Annotated in this window: 9 protein-coding genes; 7 read left to right on the top strand and 2 right to left on the bottom strand. The window is 58.3% G+C overall.

The features are described from left to right. The first annotated feature begins 96 nt into the window (after positions 1-96). Entirely contained in the window at positions 97-1,350 is a 1,254-nt protein-coding gene (locus BM007_RS02755) for an MFS transporter (RefSeq protein ID WP_090417194.1), read from the top strand. A 70-nt stretch (positions 1,351-1,420) separates the two neighbouring features. Here the strand turns inward: BM007_RS02755 and BM007_RS02760 are convergent, their stop codons facing one another. Both BM007_RS02760 and BM007_RS02770 read right to left on the bottom strand, forming a co-directional pair. Next, positions 1,421-2,812: an APC family permease gene (locus BM007_RS02760; RefSeq protein WP_090417196.1), complete on the bottom strand. Its 1,392-nt coding sequence runs from the start codon at positions 2,810-2,812 to the stop codon at positions 1,421-1,423. Positions 2,813-3,168: 356 nt separating this feature from the next. Continuing rightward, positions 3,169-4,587 carry a glutamine synthetase family protein gene (locus BM007_RS02770; RefSeq protein ID WP_047075214.1) on the bottom strand — a complete coding sequence of 473 codons (1,419 nt, stop codon included), beginning with the start codon at positions 4,585-4,587 and terminating at the stop codon, positions 3,169-3,171. Positions 4,588-4,801: 214 nt separating this feature from the next. On the opposite strand from BM007_RS02770, the gene puuD reads away from it, so the two are divergent. The 6 genes from puuD (at position 4,802) to BM007_RS02800 (ending at position 12,012) form a co-directional block, all read left to right on the top strand. Then, the gene (puuD, locus tag BM007_RS02775; protein ID WP_032651105.1) at positions 4,802-5,566 is read left to right on the top strand and encodes a gamma-glutamyl-gamma-aminobutyrate hydrolase; all 765 of its coding nucleotides are present in this window, start codon (positions 4,802-4,804) and stop codon (positions 5,564-5,566) included. 25 nt (positions 5,567-5,591) lie between these two features. After that, the gene (puuR, locus tag BM007_RS02780) at positions 5,592-6,149 is read left to right on the top strand and encodes an HTH-type transcriptional regulator PuuR (RefSeq protein WP_013096835.1); all 558 of its coding nucleotides are present in this window, start codon (positions 5,592-5,594) and stop codon (positions 6,147-6,149) included. Between the two features lie 157 nt (positions 6,150-6,306). After that, complete coding sequence (gene puuC / locus BM007_RS02785) at positions 6,307-7,800, top strand: aldehyde dehydrogenase PuuC (protein WP_090417198.1); 1,494 nt, start codon at positions 6,307-6,309, stop codon at positions 7,798-7,800. Beyond that, a complete protein-coding gene (locus BM007_RS02790) occupies positions 7,797-9,077 on the top strand; it encodes an NAD(P)/FAD-dependent oxidoreductase (protein WP_061715372.1) in 1,281 nt (426 codons plus the stop codon). The genes puuC and BM007_RS02790 overlap by 4 nt, the downstream gene beginning before the upstream one ends. Positions 9,078-9,102: 25 nt before the next feature. After that, on the top strand, positions 9,103-10,374 hold the full coding sequence (gene puuE / locus BM007_RS02795) for a 4-aminobutyrate transaminase (RefSeq protein WP_090417200.1): 1,272 nt from the start codon (positions 9,103-9,105) through the stop codon (positions 10,372-10,374). Between the two features lie 150 nt (positions 10,375-10,524). Further along, on the top strand, positions 10,525-12,012 hold the full coding sequence (locus BM007_RS02800) for a carboxypeptidase M32 (RefSeq protein ID WP_061715374.1): 1,488 nt from the start codon (positions 10,525-10,527) through the stop codon (positions 12,010-12,012). Positions 12,013-12,439 lie beyond the last annotated feature (427 nt).

Genomic DNA, 12,439 nt, shown 5'->3' on the forward strand with positions numbered 1-12,439 from the left:
TTAATATATTAGACAGAATATTTACATTTTCCTACCCTGAAGAGGTGGTCATACCCGTCACCAGAAATCACGGGGATGTTTAAGCAAGGAAACTGTGTGAGTCGTACAACTACTATTGATATCGATCCGGCCAGAGATATCAATGATTTACCTGCAGCATCGCAGCCGGTCCAGTTCATTAAACGTGGTACCCCCCCATTTATGCGCGTCACGCTGGCGCTCTTTTCTGCCGGTCTGGCCACCTTCGCCCTGCTCTATTGCGTTCAGCCGATCCTGCCCGTCCTCTCGCATGAATTTGGCGTATCGCCTGCCAGCAGCAGCGTTTCACTCTCTATTTCTACCGGCATGCTGGCGATTGGCCTGCTCTTTACCGGGCCGCTGTCCGACGCCATTGGCCGTAAACAGGTGATGGTGACCGCGCTGATGCTGGCCTCGGTCTGCACGTTACTCTCGACCATGATGACCAGCTGGCACGGTATTCTGGTGATGCGCGCGCTGATTGGGCTATCGCTCAGCGGCGTGGCGGCGGTCGGGATGACCTATCTCAGCGAGGAGATTCACCCAAGCTTTGTTGCCTTCTCTATGGGGCTTTACATCAGCGGGAACTCGATTGGCGGAATGAGCGGACGCCTGCTGAGCGGGGTCTTTACGGACTTCTTTAGCTGGCGTATTGCGCTGGCGGTCATCGGGTGTTTTGCGCTGGCATCAGCCCTGATGTTCTGGAAAATTCTGCCGGAATCGCGCCATTTCCGCCCGACCTCTTTGCGCCCAAAAACGCTGTTTATCAACTTCCGCCTGCACTGGCGTGACAAAGGGCTGCCACGCCTGTTTCTGGTCGGCTTCCTGCTGATGGGCTCTTTCGTTACGCTGTTTAACTATATTGGCTATCGCCTGATGCTCTCTCCGTGGCACCTGAGCCAGGCGGTGGTCGGCCTGCTTTCCGTGGCGTACCTGACCGGCACCTGGAGCTCGCCGAAGGCCGGGGCGATGACCGCACGCTATGGCCGCGGCCCGGTCATGCTGTTCTTCACTGCGGTGATGCTGGTCGGCCTGCTGCTGACGCTCTTCTCCTCCCTGTGGCTGATTTTTGCCGGCATGCTGCTCTTCTCCGCGGGGTTCTTCGCCGCTCACTCGGTCGCCAGCAGCTGGATTGGTCCGCGCGCGCGTCGCGCCAAAGGTCAGGCATCGTCTCTTTATCTGTTTAGCTATTACCTGGGGTCCAGCATCGCCGGGACGCTCGGCGGCGTGTTCTGGCATAACTACGGCTGGAACGGCGTGGGCGGGTTTATCGCGCTGATGCTGTGCGCGGCGCTGCTGGTGGGAGCGAGTCTTCATAAACGTCTGAGATAGTAGGGGACTGATGCCCGGTAAGACGAGCGATCCCGAAAAACGGCACCAGCGTACTGGTGCCGTTTCACGTTCAGGAATCCCAGGCCTGCTCTATCTTACCGGCTTCAAACTGCGGAGGCGGTTTTCGGAAACGGCGCGTTAGCCATGTCAGGTAAAGGATCCCCAGTGCCGCCCAGATGAGGCCAAGCGTCAGGGACGTCGCTTCGAGGTTTATCCACAGCACGCCGACCGTAACGGCACCAATGAGCGGCAGCAGGAGATAGTGGAACCGATCTTTCCACGTTTTGTTCATCCCCTTACGCCGCCAGAAATGGTTGTACACCGAGAGATTAACAAACGTAAACGCCACCAGCGCGCCGAAGTTGATCAGCGCCGTCGCGGTCACGAGATCAAAGTACAGAGCCGACAGCGCCACTATCCCAACCATAATGACGTTCAGAGCCGGCGTACGCCATTTCGGATGCACGTAGCCAAACACGCGCTCCGGAAAGACGTTGTCACGCCCCATCACATACAGTAAGCGTGAGACGCTGGCGTGCGAGGCCAGGCCTGAAGCGAGCGTATTCACAAACGTGGTACACAGAAACACCGACTGGAAGAGCTTGCCGCCAACGTATAGCGCAATTTCCGGCAGCGCGGCGTCCGGATTCTTGAAGCGCGCGATCGACGGGAAAAAGAGCTGCATGAAAAATGAGGCAACAATGAATATCAGCCCGCCATACAGTGCGGTCAGGAAAATGGCTTTGGGAATAACCCGCGCTGCGTTTGGCGTCTCTTCCGACAGCGTGGTGACCGCGTCAAAGCCGAGGAAAGAGAAGCAGACGATAGTCGCGCCGGTAATAATCGGGATCAGGTGCGCGTTCTCGCTGATAAACGGCTGGAGCGACCAGACGGTGCCGACGCCCTCCCCCTTGTGCAGGCCATGCACCACGAGAATGACAAACACCACCATGATGGCGACCTGCACCAGCACAAACAGGGTGTTAAAGTTGGCGACCAGATTCACACTCTTCAGGTTCGCCAGCGTCAGGATCGTCACAAACCCCACCACCCAGACCCACGGCGGGACTTCAGGGAACAACGCGGAAAGGTAGATCTTCGCCAGCAGCACGTTAATCATCGGCAGGAAGAGATAGTCCAGCAGCGATGACCAGCCGACCATAAAGCCTAAGTGGGGGCCGATCGATTTCTGCGTGTAGGTGTACGCAGAGCCCGCTTCCGGGAACTGCCGTACCAGTTTGCCGTAGCTGATGGCGGTAAACATGACGCCAGCCAGCGCCAGGAGATACGAGGCGGGCACGTGGCCGTTGCTGATACCGGACACAATGCCGAAGGTATCAAACACGGTCATGGGGGTGAGATAAGCCAGCCCCATCATGACCACCTGCCAGAGCTTGAGGGAACTGCGTAGCCGGGTTCTTCCGGCCATGCACGGCGAGTCAAGAGAGGTGTTAGTCGCCATAAACCGTCCCCCCCATGCTTACCGTGGTTTGCAATCGCGCTGTCCTTAACGCAAACCTGCTTAGCAAAGGGGGAAGTTGTAAAGAACACACGCGATCGTACCAGCGCACCGTCTCTGGCTCGCACTCACAGCAGGCGCCTGACTGGCCCCCTTCGCCCTGCGGATAGTTGAACATCTGCATCATTTCCTACCTCGTCACACAGTGTCGTTAAGAAAATCCCTGTGCCGCCTGCGCTCCATAACGCGACTCCCGGGAGATAGCTGGCGTGCCAGCAAACAGTTAGGCCAGGCTCCGCGCAGGCCGTTTGGTGATACGTATGAGATGAAACAAAGCGGCCCCTTACCGGGGCACGTTATCAGGCGTTTTTCAGCATCCACTCAATTTCAGTTTCGGTAATCAGGCGTTCAAACTGCAGTAATTCATCGTTTTTGCAGGCGTGATAGACGTGGCAGAAACGTTCGCCCAGCCGCTCGCGCAGGCTATCGTTTTGCATAAATTCCCACAGCGCATCGCTCTGACGAATCGGGAACGGCAGTCCGTCCTGCTCCAGACCATTGCCTTCCACTTCTTCCTGCAGGGGTAAATCGTTATCCAGCCCATGTAGAATGCCGGCAAAAATCGCCGCCATCACCAGATACGGATTCGCGTCGGCTCCCGCCACCCGGTACTCAACCCGATGGTTATGGCGATCGCCGCAGGGGATACGCAGGGCAACGGTGCGATTATTGTGTCCCCATGACGCCTGCGTCGGCACGTACATTCCCGGCTGGAAACGGCGGTAGGAGTTGACGTTCGGTGCCAGCAGCGCCATGGACGCCGGCATCAGATCGATCATCCCGGCCAGCGCGCGTTTCAGCAGCGCGGAATCCTCGCCGCTGGCGTCTGCGAGCACGTTTTCGCCTCGGTTGTTTTGCATGCTGATGTGGATATGCATCCCGCTGCCCGCATGCTCTTCATACGGCTTTGCCATAAACGTGGCGTGCATCTTATGTTTTTCCGCCATCTGCCTGACGAGACGTTTTAGCGCCAGCGCATCGTCGCAGGCATCGAGCACGTTTTCCGTATGGTGCAGGTTAATCTCAAACTGGCCCGGGGAGGCCTCGGCCACTGCCCCGTCGGCGGGGATCAGCTGCAGCTGCGCCAGCTCGTCAATATCGTTCAGCACGTCAGCAAAGTGGTTCAGGTTATCAACCGAGTAGACCTGACTCTGCGTGTTACGCACGTCGGTGCCCGGCGCACAGGGTGGCTGCAGATAGCCGTCGGCATCGCGTTTACGGTCAAGTAAATAGAACTCCAGCTCTACCGCTACCACGGGGAACAGACCGCGCTGGCGCAGCTGCTGCCAGAGTCGGTTGAGTACGTTCCGCGGCTCAACGTCAAAGGGAGCGCCATCTTCATCGACCATGGTGAGCTGCACCTGACCAATGTATTCCGGGTCGGCGGCGGACGGTGTCAGGGTGCCCGGTACCGGCACGCAGATGCAGTCCGGCTCGCCGAGCTCCTGCCCCAGTCCCGCCTCTTCCACGACGTTACCCAAAATGTCCATGGCGAAAACCGATGCCGGGAAATAGCAGCCTTTTTCAAGTTTGCTCAGTCCGGCAACCGGGATGCGTTTGCCGCGAAAACAGCCGTTCAGGTCGGTCAGGAGGACGTCAATAAACTGGGTGTCAGGATACTTTTCTAAATAGCGCTTCACTTCCTGCGTAAAGGCGCTGCCCCGCCTCTCATCCGTGTGCTGCACAAAGTTCTCAACTTCTACGATATTGGTTTCCATGATTTACCACCGTTTTTGGGTTTTGCGTTCGCTGCTCAGGACTGTCAAATATAATGTCCACCCTATCGAATCTGTATGCAAACAAATTGTTTGTCAAATGTTAAATTAAGTTTGCAAAAGGCAGATCCCGTTGCTAGATTGAGAAAATATTGAACGAAAAGGCCGTTTCAGAGGTGAGAATGGCCTAAATTTAGTCCACTTTGTGAGGGCGATCATGGAAAATATAATGAACAAGCCAGTTATTGGCGTGGTGATGTGCAGAAACAGGCTTAAGGGTCATGAGACCCAGACCCTGCAAGAAAAGTACCTGAATGCCGTTATTAACGCAGGGGGCTTACCTATTGCCTTACCGCATGCGCTGGCAGAGCCAGAGCTAATGAACGCTCTGCTGCCAACCCTGGACGGGATTTACCTGCCGGGCAGCCCAAGTAACGTGCAGCCGCACCTTTATGGTGAAAACGGCGATGAGCCTAACGCCGATCCCGGGCGAGATCTTCTGAGTATGGCGCTGATTGCCGCCGCGCTCGAAAGGCGCATCCCCATTTTCGCCATCTGCCGGGGGCTGCAGGAACTGGTTGTTGCGACGGGAGGAACGCTGTATCGCCGCCTGTTCGAGCAGAACGACCTGCTTGAACACCGGGAGGATGCTGAACTGCCGGTTGAGCTACAATACGCCCCTTCTCATGAAGTTCAGGTTCAGGAAGGAGGACTGCTGTCTCAAATAATACCAGGCTGTAACAAATTTTGGGTAAACTCGTTACACGGGCAAGGCGCACGAACGTTAGGACCACGGCTCCGCGTGGAGGCCCGCTCGACGGACGGACTGGTCGAAGCGGTTAGCGTTCATGACCACCCTTTTGCCCTCGGCGTGCAATGGCACCCCGAATGGAACAGCAGCGAGTACGCCCTGTCACGCATGTTGTTTGAAGGTTTTATCACCGCCTGTCAAAGCCACGTTGCCGAGAAGCAACGGCTTTGACCACTATCGTAAAGGAAATGCAACTATGAGCGATGACGGACTGGCGCCAGGGAAACGTCTGTCAGAGATCCGCCAGCAGCTGGGTCTCTCGCAGCGGCGTGCCGCCGAACTGTCTGGGTTAACACACAGTGCCATCAGCACCATTGAGCAGGATAAAGTCAGTCCTGCCATCAGTACGCTGCAAAAGTTACTGAAAGTCTATGGGCTGTCGCTCTCGGAATTCTTTTCGGAACCGGAAAAACCTGATGAACCGCAGGTGGTTATTAATCAGGAAGACCTTATCGAAATAGGCAGTCAGGGGGTTTCGATGAAGCTGGTTCATAACGGAAATCCGAACCGTACGCTGGCGATGATTTTTGAAACTTACCAGCCTGGAACCACGACCGGAGAGAGGATCAAACATCAGGGTGAGGAGATCGGTACGATACTGGAAGGTGAAATAGTGCTGACTATTAATGGCCAGCCTTATCACCTGGTTGCGGGGCAGAGCTATGCCATCAATACCGGCATACCGCACAGCTTCAGCAACACCTCGGCAGGCATCTGCCGCATTATCAGTGCCCACACCCCCACCACGTTCTAATTACCACTCGGTCCCGGCGTAAGCGCGCTTACGCCGGGAAATATAAAAACGATCGATGTCGGCATTCAACGGGTTAATTCCCGGGATGCCTCACGGCTTCGTATTGCCTGAAACGGCCATGCCTTTATTTATCTGATTGCGAAAGAAAGGAGTGAATATGCATTTTAAGCACCTGACTTACTGGCAGGATAAAGCAAAAAACAGCGCCATTGAGGCCCGGTTATTTATTAACGGTGCCTATTGTGACGCCGCCGATAATGCCACGTTTGAAACCGTCAATCCCGCTACCCAAAAGACGCTGGCGAACGTGGCCCGGGGCAAGCAGGCGGACGTGGACCGTGCGGTTCAGACCGCGCGTGAGGTATTTGAGCGCGGTGACTGGTCACAGGCGTCTCCGGCGCAGCGCAAGGCCGTGCTAAATAGGCTCGCCGATCTGATGGAACGCCATAGCGAAGAGCTGGCGTTACTGGAAACGCTGGACACCGGTAAACCCATCCGCCACAGCCTGCGCGACGATATTCCCGGCGCGGCTCGCGCTATTCGCTGGTACGCCGAAGCGGCGGATAAAGTCTACGGCGAAGTGGCGCCTACGGGTCCGGGCGAGCTGGCGATGATCGTGCGCGAGCCCATCGGGGTTGTTGCGGCCATCGTCCCCTGGAACTTCCCGCTGCTGCTGGCCTGCTGGAAGCTGGGCCCGGCGCTGATCGTGGGCAACAGCGTGGTACTGAAACCGTCGGAGAAATCGCCGCTCTCCGCCCTGCGGCTGGCCGGGCTGGCGAAAGAGGCGGGCCTGCCGGACGGCGTGCTGAATGTGATAAGCGGTTACGGCCATGAAGCGGGCCAGGCGCTGGCGCTGCATCCGGAGGTTGAGGTGCTGACGTTTACCGGCTCTACCCATACCGGCAAGCAGCTGTTGAAGGACGCGGGTGAAAGCAACATGAAGCGCGTCTGGCTGGAGGCAGGCGGCAAGAGCGCCAACATTATCTTTGCCGACTGTCCGGACCTGGACAAGGCCGTGAGCGCGACCGCCGCCGGGATTTTTTATAACCAGGGACAAGTCTGTATCGCCGGTACCCGCCTGCTGCTCGAAGACAGCATCGCCGATGCGTTCCTGGCAGAGCTGAAAGCGCAGGCCCGTCACTGGCAGCCGGGCGATCCGCTCGACCCCGACAGCACGATGGGCATGCTCATCGACGCTGCACACGCCGATACCGTCCACACGTTTATTCGCGAGGGAACCCGGAAAGGCTCGCTGCTGCTGGACGGGCGGGAACAATCATGGCCTTCCGCAGTCGGTCCAACCATTTTTGTCGACCTCGAGCCCGACTCTCCGCTGTGCCGGGAAGAGATTTTCGGGCCGGTGCTGGTCGTTACCCGATTTAAAACCGAAGAGGAAGCCTTAACGCTGGCCAACGACAGTGAATACGGGCTTGGCGCGGCGGTATGGACCCGCGATCTCTCCCGCGCGCACCGCATGAGCCGGCGCCTGAAAGCAGGCTCGGTCTTCGTCAATAACTATAACGACGGCGATATGACCGTCCCCTTTGGCGGCTATAAGCAGAGCGGCAACGGTCGCGATAAGTCCCTGCACGCGCTGGAAAAATTTACCGAACTGAAAACCATCTGGATTGCCCTGGAGCCTCAATCATGACCGAACATACCACCAGCTACTACGCGGCCAGCGCGAACGCTTACGAACCTTTCCCGACGCTTAACGAGTCGATCAGCTGTGACGTGTGCGTGGTGGGCGGCGGCTATACCGGCCTCTCCTCCGCGCTGCACCTCGCCGAGATGGGCTACGACGTGGTGCTCCTTGAAGGGGCGCGCATCGGCTTCGGCGCCAGCGGACGCAACGGCGGCCAGCTGGTTAACTCCTACAGCCGCGATATCGACGTGATCGAGAAAAACTACGGGCCCGATGCCGCCAGAATGCTCGGGAGCATGATGTTTGAAGGCGGGGAAATCATCCGGGAGCGTATCCAGCGCTATCAGATCCAGTGCGACTATCGTCCCGGCGGGCTGTTTGTGGCGCTAAACCACAAGCAGCTGGAGACGCTGGAGGAGCAAAAAGCCAACTGGGAACGCTACGGCAACACGCAGCTGGAGCTGCTGGACGCCAGCGCCATCCGCCGGGAGGTCGACAGCGAACGCTATACCGGCGCGCTGCTGGACCGCAGCGGTGGGCATATTCATCCGCTGAACCTGGCGATCGGCGAAGCGGACGCCATTCGCCTGAACGGTGGCCGGGTGTATGAGCAGTCCCCGGTGACCGCCATTCAGCACACCAGCCCGGCCGTGGTGAGCACGCAGCATGGCCAGGTGACGGCCCGCTACGTGATCGTCGCCGGGAATGCCTATCTGGGCAATAAGATCGAACCGGAACTGGCAAAACGCAGCATGCCCTGCGGCACCCAGGTGGTGACCACCGCCCCGCTGCCTGAAGAGGTCGTCCGCACGCTGATCCCCAATAACTACTGCGTGGAAGATTGTAACTACCTGCTGGATTACTACCGTCTCACCGCCGACAACCGCCTGCTGTACGGTGGTGGCGTCGTCTATGGCGCGCGCGATCCGGACGATGTCGAGCGCCTGGTGATGCCAAAGCTGCTCAAGACCTTCCCTCAGCTGGCAGGCGTCAAAATCGACTACCGCTGGACGGGCAACTTCCTGCTGACCCTGTCGCGTATGCCGCAGTTTGGTCGTCTGGATAAAAACATCTATTACATGCAGGGCTACAGCGGCCACGGCGTGACCTGCACCCACCTGGCCGGACGGCTGATCTCGGAACTGTTGCGCGGTGACGCTGAGCGCTTTGATGCGTTTGCCAACCTTCCGCACTACCCCTTCCCGGGCGGCCGCAGCCTGCGGATTCCATTCACGGCGATGGGCGCGGCGTACTACAGCCTGCGCGATCGTCTTGGCGTATGATCGTTTCGACAAAAGGGTATCTGACATGAGTAACCAGGAATTTCATCAGCGCAGACTTTCTGCCACCCCGCGCGGCGTAGGCGTAATGTGTGATTTCTTTGCCCGCTCGGCGGAGAATGCCACGCTTACCGACGTGGAAGGCAACGACTATATTGATTTCGCCGCCGGGATCGCGGTACTGAATACCGGCCATCGTCATCCTGAACTGGTGGCTGCCGTAGAAAAACAGCTTCACCAGTTCACCCACACGGCCTACCAGATTGTGCCGTATGAAAGCTACGTTTCATTGGCCGAAAAACTTAACGAGCTGGCCCCGGTGCAGAGCCCGGCCAAAACGGCGTTCTTCACAACGGGCGCGGAAGCGGTGGAAAATGCCATTAAAATCGCCCGGGCCCACACCGGCAGACCGGGTGTGATAGCCTTCGGGGGAGGCTTTCACGGCCGAACCTATATGACCATGGCGTTAACCGGCAAGGTCGCACCTTACAAGCTGGGATTTGGCCCCTTCCCGGGGTCGGTTTATCACGTGCCGTATCCCTCCGAGCTGCACGGCATCACGACGCAGGATGCCATCACGGCGATAGAACGCCTGTTCAAAGCAGATATTGAGGCGAAACAGGTGGCGGCGATTATTTTTGAACCCATCCAGGGTGAAGGCGGATTCAACGTCGCCCCGCCAGAACTGGTGGCCGCCATCCGCCGCATCTGTGATGAGCACGGGATTGTGATGATTGCCGACGAAGTGCAGAGCGGCTTCGCCCGTACGGGTAAGCTGTTTGCGATGGAACACTACGCGGACAAACCCGACCTGATGACGATGGCTAAAAGCCTGGCAGGCGGAATGCCGCTGTCCGGCGTGGTGGGTCGCGCCGACATCATGGACGCGCCGGCGCCCGGCGGCCTGGGGGGAACCTATGCCGGCAACCCGCTTGCGGTGGCCGCCGCGCACGCGGTGCTGAAGATTATCGACAACGAGTCGCTGTGCGCACGCGCCCGTCAGCTGGGCGATCGGCTGAAAGCCACGCTGGAGGAGATTCAGGGCACCTTCCCTGCACTCGTGGCGATAAGGGGAAGAGGATCGATGATCGCGGCGGAGTTTTTTGATCCCGAGAGCCGTGAACCTTCAGCCGCCATCGCGCAGGCGATCCAGCAAAAGGCGCTCGCTCAGGGCCTGCTGTTGTTGATCTGCGGCCAGTACGGCAACGTGATCCGCTTCCTTTATCCGCTGACCATTCCGGATGCCCAGTTCACCCAGGCACTGGCGATCCTGCAACAGATTATGCGCGATAAGGCCTGAGTGCCCACCGAAAACCGTCTCCCGGAATTCCGGCGACGGTTTCAACGGAGGAAATCGGCACAGATTTCCTCCGTGTGGGAAATGTTGGGGAATTGGGTCCGTTTCATTGTATGCTCCCTGAAACACATCCCTGGCATGAGGAAATAAGAATTGCAAAAAATATCAGCCTATCAGTCACTTGTGAAAATCTTCCAGCGTCTCTCCCGCTTCTCGCACCTCTCCTCCATCGCCAGCTGGGACATGTTCACCATGATGCCGCCAGGCGGCAGCGCCGCGCGCGGCGAGGCGCTGGCGGAGATGAGCGTCCTGCAGCACCAGATCCTGACCGATAAAAAAGTCGGTGACCTGTTAGCGGCAGCGGCAGGAGAAGATCTGAATGACGTCGAGCAGGCCAACCTGCGCGAAATGACGCGCCACTACCAGCAGGCGACCCTGCTGCCCGAATCGCTGGTGGAAGCCAAATCGCTGGCGGGCAATAAATGTGAACACGCCTGGCGTACCCAGCGTCCCGCCAACGACTGGCAGGGCTTTTCCGCCAACCTGAAAGAGGTGGTCAAACTCAGCCGCGAAGAGGCTCGCCTGCGGGCGGAAGCCAAAGGCTGTACGCCTTACGACGCGCTGCTGGATATTTTTGAACCCGACATGACCAGCGCTCGTCTGGACGTTCTGTTCGGCGATATGAAGTCCTGGCTACCGGACCTGCTGGCAAACGTGGTGGAAAAACAGGCTCAGCGCTCGTTCGTTCCCCCTCAGGGCCCCTTCCCGACGGCAACACAGCGTGAACTGGGCCTGGAAGCCATGAAGATGCTCGGCTTCGATTTTAACAGCGGTCGCCTCGACGTAAGCGCGCACCCGTTCTGCGGCGGCGTACCGGAGGACGTGCGCATCACCACGCGCTATGACGAGGATGAGCTGCTTAGCGCGCTGTTTGGCGTGATCCACGAAACCGGACACGCGCGCTACGAACAAAACCTGCCGCGCGCGTGGGCAGGACAGCCGATTGCGCTGGCCCGCTCAACCGCGATCCATGAATCACAGAGCCTGTTCTTTGAGATGCAGCTGGGACGCAGTGAAGCCTTCCTCAAGCATCTTCTCCCTGCGGTGCATGCCCGCTTTGGCAGCCAGGCGGCGTTCAGCGAAGAGAACTTTATCGCCTGGAACCAGCGCGTGAAGCCGGGCTATATCCGCGTCGATGCGGACGAAGTGAGCTACCCGGCGCACGTGGTGCTGCGCTATGAGATTGAGCGGTCGCTGATCAACGGCGAGATCGAAGTGGACGATATCCCTGCCCTGTGGGACGAGAAAATGCAGGCCTGGCTCGGGTTATCCACCAAAGACAACTACCGCAACGGCTGTATGCAGGATATTCACTGGACTGACGGCGGTTTTGGCTACTTCCCGTCGTATACGCTGGGGGCCATGTATGCCGCGCAGCTGTTCCATGCCGCGAAAACGGCGCTTCCGGGTCTGCAGGCCTCCATCGCTGAGGGCGATTTTTCTGCACTCTTTGAGTGGCTGCGTCAGAACATCTGGCAGCACGGCAGTCGCTTCAGCACGTCGCAGTTAATTACCCAGGCGACGGGCGAGGATCTGAACATCCGTTACTTCCGCGAACATCTGACCTCGCGCTATTTGTAATCTGTTTGGCCGGAGGTGAGGGACCTCCAGTAAATTTTTTAAGCAGAAGCGATAACCTTGTTTCAGAACGACTAAAGGCTTTCAGCGATGCCCTGGTCCGGCTGTAAATCGCTGAGGCGTTTGCCTTCCGGCCGGGGCGAGGCGCATGGATGCGCCGAGAGGGCGGGCTTTACAGGGATGTTACCTCCGCCCGTCCCCGATAAGCCGGAAGGAATACGCCGAGGGCACCGCGAAGCGGCGATTTACCGCCGGGAGCCAGGGTTGCCAGGGTGGTGGCGACTGAGCCACCCTGGCACGTTCACAGGCCATGTCGTTAAAGAGTAGCAAGGAATATAAAGTGAACGGAATGACCACCAGAGCCGTATGTTCCCCCTCACCCCAGCCCTCTCCCTCAAGGGAGAGGGGGTCGTCTGTGCAGGCATTATTT

Source organism: Enterobacter sp. NFIX59 (assembly GCF_900113755.1).
Lineage (GTDB): Bacteria > Pseudomonadota > Gammaproteobacteria > Enterobacterales > Enterobacteriaceae > Enterobacter > Enterobacter pseudoroggenkampii.